General features: G+C 45.7%; 25 protein-coding genes, 1 pseudogene and 1 riboswitch. Of the genes and pseudogenes, 23 read left to right on the top strand and 3 right to left on the bottom strand.

Annotated features, from left to right (window positions below; all coding sequences use genetic code 11):
- The first annotated feature begins 26 nt into the window (after positions 1 to 26).
- The 7 genes from QF049_RS23320 to rsmI all read left to right on the top strand — a co-directional run bounded on the left by QF049_RS23320 (position 27) and on the right by rsmI (position 5,199).
- Positions 27 to 356 carry a cyclic-di-AMP receptor gene (locus QF049_RS23320; protein ID WP_017691391.1) on the top strand — a complete coding sequence of 110 codons (330 nt, stop codon included), beginning with the start codon at positions 27 to 29 and terminating at the stop codon, positions 354 to 356.
- A gap of 343 nt (positions 357 to 699) precedes the next feature.
- Complete coding sequence (locus QF049_RS23315; RefSeq protein ID WP_017691389.1) at positions 700 to 1,143, top strand: YaaR family protein; 444 nt, start codon at positions 700 to 702, stop codon at positions 1,141 to 1,143.
- A gap of 9 nt (positions 1,144 to 1,152) precedes the next feature.
- Positions 1,153 to 2,124 (top strand): DNA polymerase III subunit delta', encoded by a 972-nt coding sequence (gene holB, locus QF049_RS23310; protein ID WP_076216771.1) that lies wholly within the window; start codon positions 1,153 to 1,155, stop codon positions 2,122 to 2,124.
- Positions 2,125 to 2,241: 117 nt separating this feature from the next.
- On the top strand, positions 2,242 to 3,042 hold the full coding sequence (locus QF049_RS23305) for a PSP1 domain-containing protein (RefSeq protein ID WP_053778939.1): 801 nt from the start codon (positions 2,242 to 2,244) through the stop codon (positions 3,040 to 3,042).
- 28 nt (positions 3,043 to 3,070) lie between these two features.
- Positions 3,071 to 3,439: a DNA replication initiation control protein YabA gene (gene yabA / locus QF049_RS23300; RefSeq protein ID WP_017691386.1), complete on the top strand. Its 369-nt coding sequence runs from the start codon at positions 3,071 to 3,073 to the stop codon at positions 3,437 to 3,439.
- A gap of 95 nt (positions 3,440 to 3,534) precedes the next feature.
- The gene (locus QF049_RS23295) at positions 3,535 to 4,314 is read left to right on the top strand and encodes a tRNA1(Val) (adenine(37)-N6)-methyltransferase (protein ID WP_307540907.1); all 780 of its coding nucleotides are present in this window, start codon (positions 3,535 to 3,537) and stop codon (positions 4,312 to 4,314) included.
- Positions 4,315 to 5,199 carry a 16S rRNA (cytidine(1402)-2'-O)-methyltransferase gene (gene rsmI, locus QF049_RS23290; protein ID WP_307540904.1) on the top strand — a complete coding sequence of 295 codons (885 nt, stop codon included), beginning with the start codon at positions 4,315 to 4,317 and terminating at the stop codon, positions 5,197 to 5,199. It abuts the gene before it with no gap.
- 228 nt (positions 5,200 to 5,427) lie between these two features.
- Here rsmI and QF049_RS23285 read toward each other — a convergent pair whose 3' ends face one another.
- On the bottom strand, positions 5,428 to 5,682 hold the full coding sequence (locus QF049_RS23285) for an AbrB/MazE/SpoVT family DNA-binding domain-containing protein (RefSeq protein WP_024633700.1): 255 nt from the start codon (positions 5,680 to 5,682) through the stop codon (positions 5,428 to 5,430).
- 317 nt (positions 5,683 to 5,999) lie between these two features.
- Between QF049_RS23285 and QF049_RS23280 the strand changes: the two genes are divergently transcribed.
- From QF049_RS23280 to QF049_RS23215, 14 genes and pseudogenes are all read left to right on the top strand, one after another.
- Complete coding sequence (locus QF049_RS23280; protein ID WP_307540902.1) at positions 6,000 to 7,277, top strand: HD domain-containing protein; 1,278 nt, start codon at positions 6,000 to 6,002, stop codon at positions 7,275 to 7,277.
- A gap of 332 nt (positions 7,278 to 7,609) precedes the next feature.
- On the top strand, positions 7,610 to 8,380 hold the full coding sequence (locus QF049_RS23275) for a TatD family hydrolase (RefSeq protein WP_190945000.1): 771 nt from the start codon (positions 7,610 to 7,612) through the stop codon (positions 8,378 to 8,380).
- A 241-nt stretch (positions 8,381 to 8,621) separates the two neighbouring features.
- Positions 8,622 to 8,875: riboswitch (cyclic di-AMP (ydaO/yuaA leader) on the top strand.
- A gap of 273 nt (positions 8,876 to 9,148) precedes the next feature.
- Positions 9,149 to 10,333 (top strand): resuscitation-promoting factor, encoded by a 1,185-nt coding sequence (locus QF049_RS23270; protein WP_124118798.1) that lies wholly within the window; start codon positions 9,149 to 9,151, stop codon positions 10,331 to 10,333.
- A gap of 155 nt (positions 10,334 to 10,488) precedes the next feature.
- Positions 10,489 to 11,034 carry a ribonuclease M5 gene (gene rnmV, locus QF049_RS23265; protein ID WP_017691379.1) on the top strand — a complete coding sequence of 182 codons (546 nt, stop codon included), beginning with the start codon at positions 10,489 to 10,491 and terminating at the stop codon, positions 11,032 to 11,034.
- Between the two features lie 4 nt (positions 11,035 to 11,038).
- Positions 11,039 to 11,941, top strand: coding sequence for a 16S rRNA (adenine(1518)-N(6)/adenine(1519)-N(6))-dimethyltransferase RsmA (rsmA, locus tag QF049_RS23260; RefSeq protein ID WP_272907837.1), 903 nt, complete (start codon positions 11,039 to 11,041; stop codon positions 11,939 to 11,941).
- Positions 11,942 to 12,000: 59 nt separating this feature from the next.
- Complete coding sequence (yabG, locus tag QF049_RS23255) at positions 12,001 to 12,897, top strand: sporulation peptidase YabG (protein ID WP_091018332.1); 897 nt, start codon at positions 12,001 to 12,003, stop codon at positions 12,895 to 12,897.
- Between the two features lie 153 nt (positions 12,898 to 13,050).
- Entirely contained in the window at positions 13,051 to 13,326 is a 276-nt protein-coding gene (gene veg / locus QF049_RS23250; protein ID WP_017691376.1) for a biofilm formation stimulator Veg, read from the top strand.
- A gap of 250 nt (positions 13,327 to 13,576) precedes the next feature.
- Complete coding sequence (locus tag QF049_RS23245; protein WP_017691375.1) at positions 13,577 to 13,753, top strand: small, acid-soluble spore protein, alpha/beta type; 177 nt, start codon at positions 13,577 to 13,579, stop codon at positions 13,751 to 13,753.
- Positions 13,754 to 13,902: 149 nt separating this feature from the next.
- Positions 13,903 to 14,758, top strand: a pseudogene (ispE, locus tag QF049_RS23240) (4-(cytidine 5'-diphospho)-2-C-methyl-D-erythritol kinase).
- Positions 14,759 to 14,855: 97 nt separating this feature from the next.
- Positions 14,856 to 15,683, top strand: coding sequence for a pur operon repressor (purR, locus tag QF049_RS23235; protein ID WP_017691373.1), 828 nt, complete (start codon positions 14,856 to 14,858; stop codon positions 15,681 to 15,683).
- Between the two features lie 188 nt (positions 15,684 to 15,871).
- A complete protein-coding gene (gene spoVG / locus QF049_RS23230) occupies positions 15,872 to 16,156 on the top strand; it encodes a septation regulator SpoVG (RefSeq protein WP_017691372.1) in 285 nt (94 codons plus the stop codon).
- A gap of 83 nt (positions 16,157 to 16,239) precedes the next feature.
- Entirely contained in the window at positions 16,240 to 16,434 is a 195-nt protein-coding gene (locus tag QF049_RS23225; protein WP_307540894.1) for a hypothetical protein, read from the top strand.
- A 77-nt stretch (positions 16,435 to 16,511) separates the two neighbouring features.
- A complete protein-coding gene (glmU, locus tag QF049_RS23220; protein WP_373428360.1) occupies positions 16,512 to 17,903 on the top strand; it encodes a bifunctional UDP-N-acetylglucosamine diphosphorylase/glucosamine-1-phosphate N-acetyltransferase GlmU in 1,392 nt (463 codons plus the stop codon).
- A 101-nt stretch (positions 17,904 to 18,004) separates the two neighbouring features.
- Positions 18,005 to 18,958 (top strand): ribose-phosphate diphosphokinase, encoded by a 954-nt coding sequence (locus tag QF049_RS23215; RefSeq protein ID WP_017691370.1) that lies wholly within the window; start codon positions 18,005 to 18,007, stop codon positions 18,956 to 18,958.
- 195 nt (positions 18,959 to 19,153) lie between these two features.
- On the opposite strand, the gene QF049_RS23210 is transcribed toward QF049_RS23215, so the two are convergent.
- Positions 19,154 to 19,354: a hypothetical protein gene (locus QF049_RS23210; RefSeq protein ID WP_024633712.1), complete on the bottom strand. Its 201-nt coding sequence runs from the start codon at positions 19,352 to 19,354 to the stop codon at positions 19,154 to 19,156.
- Positions 19,355 to 19,493: 139 nt separating this feature from the next.
- On the opposite strand from QF049_RS23210, the gene pth reads away from it, so the two are divergent.
- Positions 19,494 to 20,054 (top strand): aminoacyl-tRNA hydrolase, encoded by a 561-nt coding sequence (gene pth, locus QF049_RS23205; protein ID WP_036606126.1) that lies wholly within the window; start codon positions 19,494 to 19,496, stop codon positions 20,052 to 20,054.
- Positions 20,055 to 20,152: 98 nt separating this feature from the next.
- On the top strand, positions 20,153 to 20,383 hold the full coding sequence (gene fin / locus QF049_RS23200) for an anti-sigma-F factor Fin (protein ID WP_210110415.1): 231 nt from the start codon (positions 20,153 to 20,155) through the stop codon (positions 20,381 to 20,383).
- Here fin and QF049_RS23195 read toward each other — a convergent pair.
- A complete protein-coding gene (locus QF049_RS23195; protein ID WP_307540888.1) occupies positions 20,377 to 20,631 on the bottom strand; it encodes a hypothetical protein in 255 nt (84 codons plus the stop codon). The two genes, fin and QF049_RS23195, sit on opposite strands and share 7 nt — an antisense overlap.
- Positions 20,632 to 20,636: the final 5 nt, after the last annotated feature.

Here is a 20,636-nt window from a genome sequence, read left to right as displayed (position 1 = left end):
GCTTATTCTAAAGGAGGTTATGCAGGATGAAACTGATTGTTGCGATTATACAGGATAAAGACAGCAACCGATTATCCAGCGCATTGGTCAAAGCAAACTTTCGGGCAACGAAGTTGGCCAGTACGGGCGGATTTTTGAAGGCAGGCAACACGACGTTTATGATCGGTGTCGATGATGGTCAAGTCGAGTCCGTAATGAACGTCATTCGCAGCAGCTGTAAGGTTCGTGAACAGCTCGTGACTCCGGTCACACCGATGAGTGGAACAACCGACTCTTACCTGCCGCTACCTGTTGAAGTTCAAGTAGGTGGAGCTACTGTATTTGTTCTCCCGGTAGATCGCTTCGAACATTTCTAATTTAAACGTTTTGCATGGAACCCATGAGGGTCTTTCATGATCAATAGCATGTTGGAAACGATGGATGCAAGCAGATTTAAAAGAAGTTCGTGTGTGCCACTTATGGAACCGCCTTTCTTGATCAGAAGAATTGGCACACTCTTTCCGAATGAACATTTTCTAGCTGGGGAATGCTCATTCGGAAAGAGGTTGACTACAAACAACAAGTCCTTAATGGTGATGTATATCTACCATTTATATAGAGTGTGATCAGCATATATAGAAGCCTCATCCTCACGCACAGGCGCAACGCGCACTGTGCTGATGGGCGATTAGCTAACTTTGATAGAAAGCGGGCGTACCCATGAAAATCAATCCTGGATTCAGACCGATTCAGAGCGGGATCAGTTCAACTGATTCAGGTTCCAAACCGGTTCAATCCAAAAATTTCTCTGATATGATGAATCACCAGGGGGAACGGGCCTCACAAGCTGAACTGAATCGCCGGTTTAGTGAAATCCAGCTTCAGGGCGATCGCTTGGCACGTTCCATGACGATTCGTGAACTGAAGGCGTATAAGCAACTTGTTAAAAGGTTCCTGGAAGAGACCGTTCGTCGCGGTGTATCCATGAAAGAGACAAGGGGTTGGGATCGTCGTGGCAGAGGCAAGCGTTATAAGCTGATTGATGAAATTGACTCCGCTCTGTTATCCATGGCTGATGAACTGCTGGATACAGAAGAAGGAAAAATCTCTCTATTACAACAAGTAGGGGAAATTCGGGGGATGCTTATTAATTTAAGCTTCTGAGGAGGAAGTATGTCCTTTCAACAGATTATGGGTCAACAAGCGGCCAAGCAAATGTTACAAAGCAGTTTGAGACGTCATGCAATAAGCCATGCGTATTTGTTTAGCGGTCCAGCTGGTAGTGGGCAACGGAAGACGGCAATTACCTTTGCCAAGGCAATATTCTGTACAGAGCTTGAAGATGACGCTTGTGGGCAGTGTCTTGAATGCCGTAAGGTAGATCATGGTAACCATCCGGATCTAACCATGCTTGCGCCAGATGGAAACAACATTAAAATAGATCAAATCCGGGATCTGCAGCGTATTTTTTCATACCGATCAGAGGCAGGACATCCCAAAGTATATATTATAGAACAAGCCGAGAAAATGACGGTGCAGGCAGCAAACAGTTTGCTCAAATTTCTGGAGGAACCGCAGGTACCAGCAGTCGGCATCCTGATTACAGATAATGGACAGGCCATGTTGCCAACGATCCGCTCACGCTCCCAATTGGTGCCGTTCAGCGCACTGAATCCGGAAGAGATGCTGCAATCCCTGATCGAGGAAGGGCACCCTGCCAATCTGGCTCGCTCTGCCGTCCATTTAGCGTCAGGATTGGAAGCATGTAGAGAAATTCTCCAGCAGAATTGGTTTGCAGAAATTAGAAACGTAATGTTACAATTAGGGAAGGAGTCCCTGGGTAGAGGAAGTACATCATTAATCTCTGCACAGCAGAAGCTTTTTAAAACCGGACTCTCTGAACATCTGGACATGTTGCTTAGTTTGTTCCATCTATGGTTTAGGGACATGCTGTATGTTCAGTACGATAGGCATGAACATATCGTTTTTATAGATCAGTTAGACATGTTATCTCAGTTGGCACATACCCGCAGCACAGAGCAGTGGGTCTCCTATATGGATATGGCCGCAGCATGCAGAAAAAAATTGCGTTTCAACGTCAATGGCCAGCTTTGTCTGGAGCAATTTTTGATCGGTTTGGCATAAGACTGGGAGAGGGCAGAGTAAGCTCCAATCATATGCAAACGGTTATAACTTCGGCCGGTTCCCTAAGAAGACGGGGCTTCAGACGAAGTGGGGTTGGCTTACAAGGGGGTTAATTTTTTGTACAGTGTAGTGGGTGTCCGTTTCAAAAAAGCGGGCAAAATTTATTACTTCGATCCCCTGGACCTTCCCATTGAGAAAGAAAACTGCGTTATCGTGGAGACAGCGCGGGGGGTTGAGTACGGTAAGGTTGTCGTAGGTAAGAAGGAAGTGGGCGAGTCCGATGTGGTGTTGCCGCTGAAGAAAGTCATCCGCGTTGCGGGCGAGACAGATGCCCGTGTGGTTGATGAGAACAAGCGTGCAGCCAAAGAAGCATTCGGTACTTGTTTAAATAAAATCAAAGACCATGGCCTCAAAATGAAGCTGGTCGATGTGGAATTTACGTTTGATCGCAATAAAATTATATTTTATTTTACAGCTGAAGGAAGAGTTGATTTCCGGGAGCTGGTCAAGGATCTGGCAAGCATATTCCGGACACGAATCGAGCTGAGACAGATTGGTGTACGTGATGAAGCGAAGATGCTTGGCGGAATCGGACCTTGCGGCCGTGTGTTGTGTTGTTCTTCCTGGCTGGGAGACTTTGAGCCAGTATCAATCAAGATGGCTAAAGATCAGAGCCTGTCACTGAATCCGACGAAAATTTCAGGGTTGTGCGGAAGACTCATGTGCTGTCTGAAATTTGAGCATGATAACTATGAAAGTGTGAGAGAAGAACTGCCAGCTGTAGGCAAATTGGTCGTCACCTCATTGGGTGAAGGAAAAGTTGTCGGAATTAATGCCGGTAGCCGCACAGTCCATGTTCAACTGTTCGACATCAGTAAAGTCAAAGAACTTCCGCTGGATGACGTCGTTATCAAGTAAACCATAAAGGTTGCTTCGGGGTGGAAACTTGGAAAAGAAAAATCTGTTTACGCACATTCATGAAATGGAAACCCAACTGGGTCAGTTGCACGGTGATTTAGGAGAGTTAAAAATGATTGTGAAGGAGCTGCTTGAGGATAATCAGCGGCTTACCATCGAGAATGAGCAGTTGCGCAAACTGCTCAAACGTGAGGCTCCGGCAGATCTGCCGATCTCCTCAGCACTCGCTCCTGTAGCAAGGCCAGCAGGTCCGGCTACAGGCGAGGATGTTGTGGGTGAAGGGTATGATAATCTGGCTCGGTTGTATCACGAAGGCTTCCATATCTGCAACGTCTATTATGGACATTTGCGGACGGAAGGCGATTGTCTGTTCTGCCTGTCTTTTTTGAATAAATGAAGTGACCGTAGGGATCCCCTACGGTTTTTTTTCAAGGTTATAAACCTAAACTAAACGAACATGAGATATAGAGTACCGGAGGATGAGCGTAACATATGAAAGCAAATGAAGTTGTGTTACATGAGTCAGAGCGGATTGATGATCTGCTCTCTCATGATCTGAGAATTATTCAAAGTGATGAAGTGTTTAGTTTTTCGATGGATGCCGTATTATTAGCCCGGTTTGCTTCCGTACCTAAACGGGGTCGTGTACTTGATTTGTGTACAGGTAACGGGGTAGTTCCCATTTTGCTTACAACGCGTACGCAGGCTAGGTTGGAAGGGATCGAGATTCAACCACGTTTGGCTGATATGGCGCGTCGCAGTGTGCAATTAAATACACTGAATGAGTCGATTATGATTCGTGAAGGTGATTTGCGAGAACTGGTGAAAGAAACAGGACATGCTGTATACGATGCAATAACGGTTAATCCTCCATATATGCCTCTGAATGGCAGTGTTCTTAAAATGAACACACATCAGGCAATGGCACGTCATGAGATCGGATGTACTCTGGAAGAAGTGATACAAGCTTGCAGTCGACTTGTACGTAATGGCGGCAAAGTATCGATGGTTCATCGTCCACAGCGCCTTGCAGAGATTATCTCGCTCATGCGCGAATATAAGCTGGAACCTAAACGGATTCGGATGGTACATCCCCGTGCTCATCTGGAAGCCAACATGGTGTTAATTGAAGGAATGAAAGATGGTAAACCGGAAGTTAGGATGCTTCCTCCACTCATTGTCTACAATGAAGAGGGGAAATACTGCGAAGAGATTATGGATATTTACTATGGTCAGCAACATGCTGAGCGTACTACGAAAGGAGGGCTTTAGATGACTTTGCATATTCAAAAAAGCTATGCGGAGCAGCCTGAAGGATCAGGCAAGCTCTATCTGGTTGGAACACCCATTGGTAATCTGGAGGATATGACCTTCCGGGCCATCAAGACATTGCAGAGTTGTGACATCATTGCAGCAGAAGATACACGCCAGACCCGAAAGCTGCTTACCCATTTTGAAATTACACCTTCGATGCTGTTTAGTTATCATGAGCATAATAAGGGGGCGAGTGGACCTGAACTGATACGCTATATAATAGAAGGAAAAAATTTGGCACTTGTCAGCGATGCTGGTTTGCCAGCTATTTCGGACCCTGGTTCTGACCTTGTACAGCTTGCACTGGAGGCCGGAATAACGGTCATTCCCATCCCTGGACCCAACGCTGCGTTGTCTGCTCTGATCGTGTCCGGATTACCGACCGAGCGTTTTACATTCGGCGGTTTTTTGCCGCGGGAGAAAAAGGATATGCGAAAAGTGCTGGAGGCTTTTGACGAATCCAACGGGACTTTGTTATTTTATGAATCGCCTCACCGTATTCGGAAAACATTAGTCCACCTCGAAGAAATTCTGGGTGATCGCTCGATTGTCCTGGCTCGTGAACTAACCAAGCGTCATGAGGAATTCGCAAGGGGCACCGTGAAGGAATGTATAGACTGGCTTGAAGAACATCCGCCTCTTGGCGAGTACTGTTTGCTGGTAGAAGGCATTAAGGAAGAGGAGCGTAAGGCTGAGCGCGAAGCATGGTGGCAGCTCATGTCACTCGCGGACCATGTCAGCCATTATGAGGGTGAAGGACATAACCGCAAAGATGCAATGAAAAAAACGGCTACCGATCGCGGTCTGACGAAACGGGATGTATATAATGCATTAATCGAGTAGTAATCTAACCAAATATCTTCTGTTGAATAACCTGAAAAGAAGCTTATATCCAACCTTAGTGGAATATTAAAAAGAGCAGAGTGGCTCAAAAAAAATTCCAAACAAATTTCATTCTCTTCCGGGCAAAAAAATACCTTCCGCGGTGGGGTTCACACCGGGAAGGTCATTAAGGAATATTAAAAAGGTTAGAAATAACAATTTAGATAAGTCCAGTATACCTGGTTTTTCTTATTTTGTCACAGGTGCAGGGATTTCGGAAATACATTCGTTACAAACAATTTTACCTTTGAAGTAAGTAACGTTCTCTGCATTACCACAGAAGATACAAGCAGGCTCGTATTTTTTCAACATGATGCGCTCGCCGTCAACGTAGATTTCCAGAGCATCTTTTTCACCAATACCGAGCGTACGGCGCAATTCAATTGGAATAACTACCCGTCCCAGTTCGTCCACTTTTCTTACAATACCTGTTGATTTCATCATTATAATCAGTGCTCCTCTCAGCTAACTATCATTGTCATTATTCGACATTATTTTATGTTTTATGATACCCATCATACCAACGATTCCCAAATCAGTCAACCTTAAAATTAGCTTAAAATTAAGGCTGTTTTTCACAAGGTTACTGGTGGTAAGGGATTGGCAGCCGTTTTTCGCATTTAAACCTCAATGTCAGCTTTGTCGATTTGGAAAACGACAAAACTACTTAATTCGACAAAGTTCGTCATATAGTGTCGAATCTTAGGTGAATCGCAGAGCTCAAAGCGTTAATATAAAAGAGATTAAAGGAGTGAGTCGACATGGAACAACGTTTAACGGAAGAGAAAGTATTCAAAGATCCGGTACATAATTATATCCACGTGCAAGATCCGGTTATATGGCAGTTAATTAACACCCCGGAATTTCAGCGTTTACGCCGGATTCGTCAGCTGGGCACATCTTACCTTACCTTTCACGGAGCAGAGCATAGTCGGTTCTCACATTCACTAGGTGTTTATGAGATCACACGCAAGATCATTTCTCAATTTGAAAGAAGTCATTATTCGGATTGGCCGAAGGAAGAAAAGATTGTAGCTCTGTGTGCAGCTCTACTTCATGATCTCGGGCATGGGCCATTCTCTCACTCCATCGAGGAAGCTTTTGACATGAATCACGAAGAATGGACTTGTCGCATTATTACAGGTGATACCGAAGTAGGGGCGATCTTAAGACGGTATGCTCCTGATTTTCCTGAGAAAGTAGCGTCTGTCATTCAAAAAACGTATGAAAAGCCGATTGTGGTGAACTTGGTGACCAGTCCGCTTGATGCAGACCGAATGGACTATTTGCTCAGGGATGCCTATTTTACAGGTGTAAATTACGGCACGATTGACCTTGATCGTATCCTTCGGATGCTGCGTCCTTATCATGGGCGGATTGTAGTCAAGGAGTCAGGCATGCATGCTGTGGAGGATTACCTCATGTCTCGGTATCAGATGTATTGGCAGATTTACTTCCATCCGGTAACTCGTAGTTCTGAAATTATATTGCGGCAAATATTCAAGCGAGCAAAAACACTCATACAGCATGGTTTTAAATTTCGCTTCATGATTGATCCACTCCCTCAATTATTTGCAGGAGAATTATCCGTAGATGAATATTTGCAGTTGGATGAAGCCTTAATTCAGACGGCATTTACGCAGTGGCGCAAGGAGGACGATACTGTTCTAAGTGAGTTATGCGAACGTTTTATGGATCGCAAGTTATATAAGTATGTAGAGCTTGAACAGGTCGACTTGACAATGATGGAAGAGATTCGGGAAGCTTTTGTACAGGCTGGTCTCGATCCCGAATATGATCTTGAAATTGATTTTCCCTCGGATAATCCGTATGATGTGTTTCGTCCGGATGAATCTACAGATAAGCAGATTCTTCTTCTGGATCGACAGGACAATTTACGTGAGTTGTCAGAAGTATCTGACATTGTCCGTTCCATCAGTGGGCTTCACCGAGGGAAACATCATTTGTATTACCCGCAAAACAAGGTGGATGCGATTATTCACGAATTACCGTCACATATACGCCCCTATTTCTTGTAATCGTGTGGGTATAATCCGATGAAGAATTTCGATATCAAAACACTTTCTAAAAGAGCTATTTTTCATGATACAGTAATCTGCTTTAATGGGGCGTATATGTAGATCGACATAATTTTGTAAATGCAAGCAGGAAGAATGAGCACAATTAGCAATATATAGATCAGAATATCCGTATATCTTCTATATATTGTAGTTGTGAAGAAACAAACGTAATGATGTAATACACAGATACCCAAAATGTTTTATGTATGAGTCATTGAATTATTGAATTTTACAAATTTGATTTTGAAAAAGAAGATAGTCGTTATTTCGACATGAAGGGAGATACAGACATGATGCTGTTCGACACACATACACATCTGGATGCACCACAATTCGACGAGGACCGCGAGGACATGATTCAGCGTGCTGTGGATGCAGGAGTTGGTCGCATGATCAACATTGGTTTTAACCGGGAGACAATTCCAACCACAATGAAACTCGCTGAAACATATGACTTTATATATGCAGCTGTAGGGTGGCATCCCGTAGATGCGATCACAATGCAGGAGGGCGATTTGGAGTGGATTGCATCTTTATGCAAACATGAAAAAGTGGTTGCGATCGGTGAGATTGGATTGGATTATCATTGGGATACTTCACCAAAAGAAATACAGCATCGCGTATTACGACAACAAATTGCTTTGGCGCGTGAAGTAAACATGCCGATTGTCATCCATAATCGGGATGCACATGAGGATATCATAAGAATTTTGCGTGAAGAGAAAGCGGGTGAAGTTGGTGGTGTGATGCACTCGTTCTCGGGCAGCTGGGAAACAGCCAAAAGTTGTCTCGATATGGGCTTCCATCTCTCCTTCGGAGGACCGATCACATTCAAAAATGCAAAGCAGCCAAAAGAGGTGCTGGCGAAGGTTCCTATGGACCGGTTTTTCATTGAAACAGATGCTCCATATTTGACACCTCACCCTTATCGTGGAAAGCGAAATGAGACAGCGCATGTACGTCTGGTTGCAGAGGCTGCTGCGGAAATTAAAGGCATTTCGGTGGAGGAAATTGCTGCAATAACAACCAAAAATGCCATGGAACGATTTGGAATTCGTTAAAAAAACGAGCAAATGAGGTGAAAAAGGCAGGTAAGCGGAGGTAATTTGCCCTTTGATCCAAATAAATCAAGAATATTACAATATTTTAACCAAATATTCAGAAAAACGTACTTGATCAACGCTTTACAACATGCATCAAAACAGGATATCATCTTTTCAGTGAATTGTTGTGCGGAAAATTGGACAGATGTTCGGGGGATGAACAAAGGGACACTTTCCGATGAAACAACATTACTTTCATGAATCAGTCTCGCTGAGTCTCCGTTAACGGAGAGCGGGGGAACCAATAGGGCTTAAACATCGGTGTATTTGGCCGATGCGCAACGTTCGCTGACCCAAAAGCAGCGAAGGGAACTGCGAAGTCGTATTTGATTTCTTCTTTGGGTCTCGGGGTGAATTCAAGGGCGTCCGCCATGAGCGGGTGACCCAAGATAGGGCGGCTCTCTTTCGCCCGAACCCGACAGCTAACCTCGCAAGCGGAAAAAGAGAGGCAACCTCGTGCATGAATTTCCGATATTCAAAATCATTCGGAAGCCACGAAAGAGTTCCTCTTACACTCTTTCTTTGGCTTTTTTGTTTTTGAATAAAAGAAATATTGTCATCATACGGTAGGTATTCAGGAGGATGACATCATGTTGCGAAGATTGATTCATGGTGCAGAACCGGATTATGTTGGTCCAATCTGTGTTCTGTAGAAAATTTGGTATAGTCACGTCAAAGACATCATGCATTACTTTAGACGGCGAGGCTATGAAGGAGGACGGAGAAGTGGGCACATTCCAACCAGAAGAGACCCATGAGTCACGATCATCCAGTAAGTCTTTCGCGTTGCGGTGGAAGCATGAGAACATGCGTCAAATGGCATTGATCGCGATTTTCTCAATTGCGCTTACAATCATGATCTTGTTAGTCGTTTACGGTCAGGCCGGGAAACAAATTTCACTGGTTATTGATGGCAAAGCTCAGGTGGTAGAGACTCGTACAGGAATGCTTCAGGAAATGCTGGAGGAGCAGTCGATCACAGTCAGCCCTCACGATAAGGTATCCATGTCCATGAATGGGGCGATTACAGATGGAGACCGAATCGTTATTGAGCGGGCCGTTCCAGTTAACATTACGGCAGACGGAGACACCAAGACTCTGTATACAACCGATTCATCGGTAGAAGATGCAATTCAAAAATCAGGTATTCAAGTTGAAAGTAATGATAAAGTGTATCCGGCGCTTGGAACTTCGATCAAAGCGGATATGAAGATTCGTGTAGTGCGCGTAACAAAGCGTACAGTGGATGTAGAACATCCGATCGCTTACAAAGTAATTAAAACGGCTGACCCTAGCTTGTACAAAGGGGATAACCGTGTCGTTGTGAACGGCAAAGAAGGCAAACTTGTACAGCACATCGAAAAGGTATTTCAGGATGGAGAATTGGTCTCCAAAAAAATGGTCGGCAAATCTGTCGCGAATAATCGTGTAGATAAAGTGATTGCTGTCGGCACCAAAGCAAAACCGGTCGTGAAAGAACCAGAGATTCAGACCGTATCAGCTCAGACTTCAACAACCAAAAAGGCTACAACAACGAACTCGAAGAAAACATCTGCCTCGGGCAGCAAAGTAATTACCGTATCCGGGACTTCTTTTAAATACTCCAAAGTACTTAAAAATGTATCCATGACTGCCTACTCTTCCGAAGAGCCTGGCATTGGAACTAAAACAGCTTCCGGTACTCGTGTAACGGAAGGACGCACCATTGCGGTTGATCCCAAAGTCATTCCAATTGGCTGGTGGGTATATATCGAAGGTCTGGGATTCCGTCGTGCGGAAGATACAGGCGGTGCCATTAAAGGCAACAAAATTGATGTGTATTATGACAGTGTGAAGCATGCCCTGAATTTTGGACGTAAGAAAGGCAAGACGGTCTACGTGATCGGTCCGGTGAAGCCGGAAGCGAACTAAAATCGTTTTACTTTGAAATGGGAATGCTATAAAATAGTTGCATGAATGATTCATGCGGAATATGCGGCGGAGGAGTCTGAATTCAGTCTCCCCCGCCGTTTGGCAGAGAAGAGGATATTCCTCTTCTTTTTGCGTTAGAAAGGAAGAAATGGAACATGATAAAAGAAGTCATTGTGGTGGAAGGCCGTGACGATACGGTAGCCATCCGTCGGGCCGTTGAAGCCGATACAATAGAAACAGGTGGATCAGCCATCAACCAACGCATTCTGAAGCGGATTGCGCTTGCTCAGGAGAGACGGGGAGTCATTGTACTGACAGATCCGGATCATGCTGGCGAACGCATTCGTAAAATTATTGCGAATAAGGTCCCTGGCTGCAAACATGCCTTCATTCCGGAAGCCGATGCAACGCGCAAAGGAGACATTGGAGTGGAGAATGCCTCACCAGAGGCGATCCGTCATGCTCTGGCGCGTGTACATACTTCATACGAAGGTGCTCCGAGCCTGATCGATTGGGAGGACCTGATAGCGGCAGGACTTATTGTGCATCCGCAGGCTGCTGCACGTCGCATGGAGATGGGCAATCTGCTGGGCATCGGATATTGTAACGGTAAGCAGTTCCACAAACGTCTCAGTGTATTTCAGATTACACGGGAAGAGTTCTCTACAGCATTAGCGCAAATTGAACGTGAAGGGTTGTGAGCATATGAAGGACATGGAAGAGACGATAGAAATTGCAACGCCCAAGCGAACCAAAGAAATTATTCAAAGACACGGATTCTCATTTAAGAAAAGCCTGGGTCAGAACTTTCTGATCGATCAAAATATACTGAATAAAATCGTTAATGCGGCCGATTTGGACGAGTCCAAGGGCGCATTGGAGATCGGGCCGGGTATTGGAGCCCTTACAGAGCGGCTGGCTCGGGTAGCCGGTCCTGTCACAGCCGTAGAGATTGATCAGCGCTTGATCCCCATCCTGGGAGAAGTGATGCAGCCTTATTCGAATGTACGTGTTCATCATGGGGACGTGCTGAAGCTTGATCTGGCTGAGTTGTTTAATACGGATTTTGCATCCGTGGACAAAGTCAGTGTCGTGGCTAACCTGCCTTATTATGTAACGACTCCAATCATGATGAAACTGTTGGAAGAGAAGCTGCCGGTAGACAGCATTGTTGTCATGATCCAAAAAGAAGTGGCTGAACGCATGGCTGCTGCACCGGGATCAAAAGACTACGGCAGTCTGAGCATCGCAGTTCAGTACTACAGTATGCCGGAGCTTGTGTGTATTGTGCCTCCTACAGTCTTCATTCCGCAACCTAATGTGGAATCAGCTGTTATTAAGCTGAAAGTGCGTGAGCAACCGCCAGTGGAGATTCCGGATGAAGCACACTACTTCGAAGTGGTACAGGCTTCTTTTGCCCAGCGGAGAAAAACAATCTCAAACAACTTGAAGGCACGCTTCTTCACAAAGGAGAACCGGGAACAGGCAGACATTCTGCTGGAGCAGGCAGGTATTCAACCGTCTCGACGCGGAGAGACATTGAGTCTGCAGGAGTACGCTACACTCAGCACCGTAATGTGGGAAGCAGGGGTACGTGCAGCGCTGTAAAATTTGAATGAACCAAACCGGGTCTTTGCCCATACGATGGGGTAGAGGTGATTACGTTGATGAATATCGGAGACTTGGTCGTTCGGAAGTCATACGGTGGCGATGTGACTTTTCGGGTGGAAGGCCTCCAGTTGGATGCTGCGGTCATTAAAGGGACTGAGTTCCGGCTGCTTGCCGATTCCCCAGTGGACGATTTGATACAGGTTCCCTATGAACCGCAAAGCGCCAAGACCAGACAGGCGCATGTTAAAGCACATCAGACCCTGTCCCGCCTGCAGCAGAATCGTATGGAACAGGCTGAGCGGAATCGTGAAGGTCTGGTACAGGATTGGTCTGCTCAGCAGGAACCGGCTTATTTTGAAATGCCTGGAAAGGTGCTTCATCTGGATGGAGATCCGAACTATTTGAAAAAAAGTATGGATCTCTATGAGCAACTTCGTGTGCCCGCAGAGGGACAATATGTCCATGAATCGGCAATGGCAGATACCTTATACCGTTTATTACCCAAAGTACGTCCAGATATCGTGGTCATTACGGGTCATGATGGGGTGCTAAAGACACGTCAGCCCTATGACTTATATAGTCTTGGTAGCTACAAGAACTCGCAAAATTTTGTGTCGGCCATTCAGGTGGCCAGACAATATGAACGCCATTTGGACGCTCTCACTATTGTGGCAGGGGCCTGTCAGTCCCATTTTGAGGCACTGCTGCGCGCTGGAGCGAACTTTGCCAGTTCTCCAGGCAGAATTCTCATTCATGCACTTGACCCGGTCTATGTGGCAGCCAAGGCCTCCTTCACATCTGTGCGTGATACGGTCAATATGAGTGATGTTCTGCACAATACCATCAGTGGTAGCCAGGGTGTGGGTGGTGTCGAGACACGGGGGAGTTACCGGGTAGGTCTGCCTGGGCTGAATGATTTATCTACGTTAAAAGTGAACCCGTCGGCAGTCTGATGTAGGCCATTTAAAGTCCCAATTTGGGGCTTTTTTTGTTTGCAAAAAAATTCATTGACAACAACTTTTTGATGCTGATATAATAATTAGTTTTGATTTGACAATGACTGTAAAATCCGGTATAATGGACAAGAAAAGAGGTGGTCGTCGACAATGGCTAAAAACACGCTGTTGGATATCAAACGCAATCTCGATGCACATATTGGTCAGAAAATTATGTTGCGGGCTAATGGTGGCCGCCGTAAGACCATTGAGCGTACGGGTGTATTGGAAGAAACGTACCCTTCTGTTTTTATTGTTAAGCTTGATGAGGAGCAAGAAACCTTCAAGCGAGTATCTTATAGTTATGCGGATATACTTACGGAGTCGGTGGAAGTCATGGTTTATGACCCGGGCAGCCAGACGCATAGCTCCTATATGGAGACGTAAGTATCGATTTACAGGCGATTCGCCCCACAAGGCGGATCGCTTTTTTGTTTTTTTAAACACCAATTCGTCCTCTAACGTAACCCATACATACTCAGGAATGAGCGAGGAACGGTCGCGGCATACTATATGGACAGGTGAAGGGACAGTTTCTTAAAGCAATGCAGGAAACTGAATATAGCCTGATGACAAGATGTCCAAAACGTGAACGAACTCATCACATTATGAAGGATACTTTGGAGGAGGATGATTCATGAGTCGCAGAAGAAGAAGTGTCATGTCAGAGGATCTGAAGAATGAGCTTGCGAAAGACCTTGGCTTCTATGATACGGTCCAACAGGAAGGCTGGGGTGGAATCAAAGCCAAGGATGCAGGAAACATGGTGAAAAGAGCCATTCAACTTGCTGAGCAGGCTGCCCGCAAATCTTAATCCGGTTCAAGCAGACTGAAAAGCGGGGAAATCCGTCAGGAACAACCCCGCTTTTTCCCCTTAGATGCGGAATAGAAATGACTTGACAGCCCCATTTTGATATAATATGTTAAGTTGTCTTAGGGAAAAGGTGAGGACGGGTGAACGCCTTGAAAATTTACGAAAAAGCGCCTGCTAAAATTAATTTGATGCTGGACGTTTTACATAAAAGAAGCGATGGATTCCATGAAGTTGAAATGATCATGACCATGGTCGATCTGGCTGATCGGTTGGAAATGTCGGAGCTGCCGCGAGATACCATTTTCATCTCCAGTCAGGCGGGTTATATTCCGCTGGACGAGAAGAATCTGGCTTTCCAGGCAGCCAGACTCATTAAGGAGCGCTATAACGTGCGTACGGGCGTCCATATTCATCTGGATAAAAAGATTCCAGTTGCAGCCGGACTTGCCGGGGGCAGCAGTGATGCAGCAGCAGCGCTGCGTGGATTAAACCGTCTGTGGCGGTTGAATATACCGGATCACGAACTGCAGGAGCTTGGAGCTGAACTTGGGGTCGGATGTTCCATTCTGTATCACAGGAGGGACTGCACTTGCTACAGGCCGTGGTGAGAAGTTAACTCCCATTCCTAATCCGCCGCAATGCTGGGTGATTCTGGCCAAACCTCCGATCAATGTGTCTACAGCTGATGTGTACGGACGGTTCCGCAGTGACAAGATTGTTCGTCATCCGAGTGCGGCTAAAATGGAGCAGGCTATTCGTAACCAATCATTTACGGAAGTATGTAACCAGATGGGCAATGTACTTGAAGATGTAACGTTGAAACTGTATCCGGAAGTTCAGCATCTGAAGGATACCATGATTCGATTGGGTGCAGACGGCGTGTTAATGTCCGGTAGCGGTCCAACGGTATTTGGTCTGGTCTCCAAAGAATCAAAGGTTGCCCGGATATACAATGGTCTGCGTGGTTTCTGTAAAGAAGTGTACGCTGTACGTATGTTGACGTGAAATTCGCTTTTATAATGTACAAACACGTATAAAGGTGGTATATTTTTAAATAATTATTCGGATTTGGATGTTTCCGTGATCGTGAGGATGGATCTCTGTGAAGAAGTTAAAACGAAGCGCAAGGCTGGTTGAAATGACGCAATACTTATTGTCCAGACCGCATACGGTTATTCCGTTGACCACATTTGCCGAACGTTATGGTGCCGCAAAGTCTTCAATTAGTGAAGATTTGGCGATTATCAAAGAAGTGTTCGAAGAAGGTGGGTCAGGAGAACTGCATACACTGGCTGGAGCAGCCGGGGGAGTAAGATGGATTCCGAAGGTATCCCGAGAACTGGCACTGGCATTTGCGGAGCGGCTCTCGACCCAGCTCGCGCAACCTGATCGGATCTTGCCTGGAGAATACCTGTACATGTCCGACTTGCTTGGTCAGCCCGCATTGATGAATGAAGCCGGCAAGATTTTTGCAACGGCCTTTGGCAATATGAATATTGATGTGGTTATGACGGTAGAAACCAAAGGAATTCCACTGGCTTATGCGACTGGAGCCCAGCTCAACCTGCCTGTCGTGCTCGTACGCAGGGACCATCAGGCTACAGAAGGATCGGCCGTAAGTATCAACTATGTATCCGGGTCCCATAAAAGTCTGCATACCATGTCCCTGTCCCGCAGGGCGATGCGTGAGCATTCCAGAGTACTTATTGTGGATGACTTCATGAAGGCCGGGGGTACGGTGCAAGGAATGATCGATCTTTTGGCCGAGTTTAATGCTACAGTTGCGGGGGTAGGGGTACTGGTGGAATCTGGTTCTGTAGATTCAGAAGAACGCCTGCTAACAGATTACGTATCTCTGGCGAAACTGACAGCGGTTGATGCCAAGAGCAGACAGATTTCCGTCAAGCCTGGCAACTATTTTGACCTGTAGAAAGATGACGAATGTTATGTCGGTAAAAGGTCTTTTCCATCGACCTGGCATGAACGATGTCGAATTGTGTATTAAATAAAAAAATTCCTGAAATTAGGAAATTTTTGTGGTTATAAAAAGAAGGAGTTCGTATATGCTGTGTGGAATTATACACCAAGTTCTGATGGAAAAAGGTGGTGAACACACACATGCAAATTACGGATGTCAGACTCCGCCGTGTTAACTCGGAGGGGAGAATGAAGGCTATCGCATCCATTACCATCGATAACGAATTCGTCGTTCATGACATTCGTGTCATTGATGGTAACAACGGAATGTTTGTTGCTATGCCGAGCAAGCGTACTCCTGATGGAGAGTTCCGTGATATCGCCCACCCGATCTCTTCCGGTACGCGTGAGAAGATTCAGGCAGCAGTTTTGACTGAATACGATCGTGCGGCAACTGAGGAAGAAGTCATTGAAGAAGGTGCCTGAGAACATTATTGGGGTTCGAAGGAAAAGAGAGCCATGTCTTATGGCTCTCTTTTCTTTTTGACCGGAATAAGATATATTCAGTATTGAGTTTATTAGCAGAGAACAAAAAGCACATCGTGCGCTTGGTGGCAGGGCGGCATCTTAGGAATCATTGGGATTCGGTTAAGCTCGCAGGTACACGGCGTATACATATAGGTCACGATTCGTTAGTGTCCGCGTTGTTACGTGTGATTACAGAGACAGCAGGCGATGAACAGGACCGGCTTGAAGTCGGCTGAACGATACTCATTGGATATAGATAAGCAATGCATTTCAATGGGATTTTCAGAACAGGAGGTCGTTAATTTTGAAACGAATGGCAATCGTTCTTGCCGCAGGGCAAGGCAAACGAATGAAATCAAAATTGTACAAAGTACTGCATCCCGTATGCGGTAAACCTATGGTTGGACATGTGCTGGATGCAGCACTCAATGCAGGCGTTGAACGCAGTGTAGTTGTCGTCGGCCATGGTGCCGAAGCGGTGCAGTCATTTTTGGGTTCCAAAGCGGAGTATGCACTCCAGGCGGAACAACTGGGCACAGGTCACGCAGTACAGCAGGTTAAATCCTTGCTTGGCGGCGAAGCAGGATCCACAATTGTGGTCTGTGGGGATACTCCGCTCGTGACTCGTGAGACATTGGAAGGTCTGATGAATCACAATGAGAGTCGCGGGGCAGCAGCTACCGTACTTACGGCTCAGTTGGACAATCCCAAAGGTTACGGCCGAGTAATACGTGGAGAAGATGGTTCCGTACAGCGGATCGTAGAACAGAAGGATTGCAACGAACAGGAAGATGCTGTGAATGAGATTAACACAGGCACATACTGTTTCGATAATGCAAAATTGTTCGCTGCGCTGGATAAAGTAACGAACCAGAACGCTCAGGGAGAATATTATCTCACAGACGTAATCGGCATTTTGCGTAATGATGGAGATGTGGTAGAGGCTTATATGTCGGATGACATCGCGGAATCCATCGGGGTTAACGACCGACTTGCACTTTCGCAAGCCGAAGCCTTCATGCGTGAACGTCTTGCCGTACGCCATATGTTGAACGGTGTGACAATCATTGATCCGTCATCGACATATATCGGAGCGGATGTTACGATTGGATCAGATACAGTTTTGTATCCGGGGACGATCCTCAAAGGCACAACTTCCATCGGTGAAGCATGTCATATTGGTCCTCAGGCAGATGTGGAAGACAGCGTTATTCAGGACGGAGTTACGATTAAACATTCGGTAGTATCCAATGCCGAGGTTGGTTCTGATGCAACGGTAGGTCCATTTGCTAATTTGCGTCCAGGGACCAAACTGGGTCGCAACGTAAAAATTGGTGACTTTGTTGAAGTGAAAAATGCTACAATTGATGAAGGTTCCAAAGTATCTCATCTCAGCTATATTGGAGATGCCAAAGTAGGGAAAAACGTAAATGTTGGATGCGGGGCAATAACTGTCAATTATGATGGTTATAATAAAGCTGTGACAACGATTGAAGATGATGCTTTTGTAGGCAGCAACGTCAATCTGATTGCACCGATTACGGTAGGAAAAGGCGCTTATGTGGTTGCTGGTTCCACCGTTACCCATTCCGTTCCCGAGAATGATCTGGCCATTGCTCGTCCACGTCAGGAGAATAAACCTGGTTATGCGGAGAAGATTCGCGGACGTGCCAAAGCCAAGAAACAAAATGCCAAACCCCAATAAGGGGTTTTGATAACAAGATTGCCTCCCGAAGATCGGGGAGGTGCCGACATGTCGCAGACGCTTATTGATTCCAATGAACCAGCACGGAGGGTTTTTATTTTATGACTTATTTTGATTCGAAATTAAAAATATTTACTTGCAATTCTAACCCCAAGCTTGCCCATCAAATTGCTGATTATATCGGGATCCCTATGGGTGAATCTCACACAACCAGCTTTAGTGATGGCGAGATTCAAGTGAAACTCTCCGAGAGTGTTCGGGGTTGTCACGTTTATATCGTGCAGTCCACTTGCTTGCCGGTTAATGATAACCTGATGGAAATGCTCGTTATGATTGATGCACTCAAACGGGCATCTGCCAAGACGATTAACGTCGTTATTCCTTACTATGGCTATGCAAGACAGGATCGCAAGGCACGTTCGCGTGACCCGATTACAGCGAAACTGGTTGCTAACCTTATTGAAAAAGCGGGTGCAACCCGTGTCATCGCGATGGACTTGCATGCAATGCAAATTCAGGGATTCTTCGACATTCCGGTTGACCATTTGCTCGGCGTGCCAATTCTGGCTCAATATTTCCGGTCGAAACAGATCGAAAATCCAGTTGTCGTGTCGCCTGACCACGGTGGCGTAGTGCGCGCACGTAAACTGGCTGATTTCCTGAATGCACCCCTGGCGATTATCGATAAACGTCGTCCTGAGCCAAATGTGAGCGAAGTGATGAACATTATCGGTAACATCGAGGGTAAAACAGCCATCCTGATCGATGACATTATTGACACGGCGGGAACGATTGTACTGGGAGCGAATGCTCTGATGGAAGGCGGCGTAAAAGAAGTATACGCGTGCTGTACTCACCCGGTATTGTCCGGACCTGCGATGGAACGTTTGGAGAATGCACCATTGAAGGAAGTCATCGTAACGGATACTATTCCAATTACGCATGCTAATCCGACAAGCAAACTCAAAGTGTTGTCTGTAGCGCCTTTGCTCGGAGAAGCGATTATCCGGGTTCATGAGGAATTGTCAATCAGCAAGCTGTTTGAAATTGAATAAGGATGTCTGCATAAAGTAGTAGAGGGGTTACGTTTTCCGGTTCAATGGAAAATGTAACCCCTGTCGGCGTGCCGTTTTATTAAAAGTGAAACAGACGCTGGTCAGTCCATATAAGTTTGAACTACTAATTTACACCGGAAGATGTTTCTGCACGCGCAGTGATCCAGTGTAAAATGGTTCGTTCATCTTATATGGTTAATACCCGGGGCGGGAGATAAATCGGAAACGACGCCGATGAAAAAGCGTGTCGGCAATTTCGACGAATTGATTATCGAAACGTGTGATTAGACCAATCTCAATATGGGTGTCGCGGTCGTATACCTGTACAGGTACGTGATATTCGAGATGATAGATAAAATCGCTATGTTGAGTCAGTTGTCCATTGTCTTCGCGCAAAACCCGCTCACCTTCCTGGGTCGATAAAATATGAACTGTACATACTACAGTAAATCGATCTTTACTTTCCTGATATTATATGAAATATAAGATTCGAAGTCTATGCCTCACCTCAGGCTAATCCGAAGGAGGGAACGAGATGAAGTGGATTGTCGGACTTGGAAATCCAGGCTCGAACTATGCCAAAACCCGTCATAATATCGGTTTTATGGCACTGGATCGGTTGGCTGATCGTCATAATATCTCCATTACTCAGAATAAATGTAAAGCGTTGATTGGAGAAGGCAATATTGGCGGTGTGAAAACCGTACTGATCAAACCAATGACCTATATGAACTTGTCTGGTGAATCGGTTCGAGCATATATGGATTTTTATAAAGTTAGTCTTGAAGATCTGATTGTTGTGTATGACGACATGGATACAGAGATTGGCAAAGTCAGATTGCGTTACCAAGGTAGTGCAGGCGGACATAATGGAATCAAGTCCATTATTCAGCATACCGGTACACAGCAGTTTAACCGGGTGCGCATGGGAATATCCCGACCTGAACCAGGACATGCCATTGTTGATTATGTACTGTCGACATTCATGAAGAAAGAAAAAGAAGCCCTTGATCAGACCATTGAGCAAACATGTGATGCTCTGGAGCATAGCTTGACTCACACGTTTGAACAAACAATGGCGAAGTTTAACGGTTAATTTTGTTAGACATACTGATAAAATGATCATTAAAGACGGGTTCGATTCAGCCATACTGGACATACTGGATGTATAAACCATGTTCAGGAGGCATAAACATGTCAGTGAATTACGTATGTAGGCATTGCCGTACCTTTATTGGACGAATCGATTCTGCCCAGATAACGGAAGTAGAGCTCGGCTTTCATTTCTTGACCCCCGACGAGCGGAGGGATATAATAGCGTATAATTCCGGTGGTGACATTACCGTTCGGATTACATGTGATTACTGTAAGGAAGCCCTGGAGCACAATCCGGAGCTCAGCCTGCTCGCGAGTCCGCTTCAGTAGACATCGCCTGTAACAGGATCGAATGACAGTTGAGGGCGGTTGCGTAATAACGCTCCACCTTTTATAGCCTTGGCAGCCTGCTGAGGCTTCTTTTCAGTTGGCATGAAAGCCATGGCTATCTCGAAATCAGGCTCAGCCGCATCAACAGATGTGGCAATGTTGCGAGTAATCCGATATGATGAAACAGGACAAAAAGGAATTTGTATCCATTTTAATAGTGATGCTACGCGTATGCGTGAGATAATCAAGTAAG

It is taken from the genome of Paenibacillus sp. W4I10 (assembly GCF_030816325.1).
GTDB classification, from domain to species: Bacteria; Bacillota; Bacilli; order Paenibacillales; family Paenibacillaceae; genus Paenibacillus; species Paenibacillus amylolyticus_B.
This window is presented reverse-complemented; position numbering and strand designations above follow the sequence as displayed.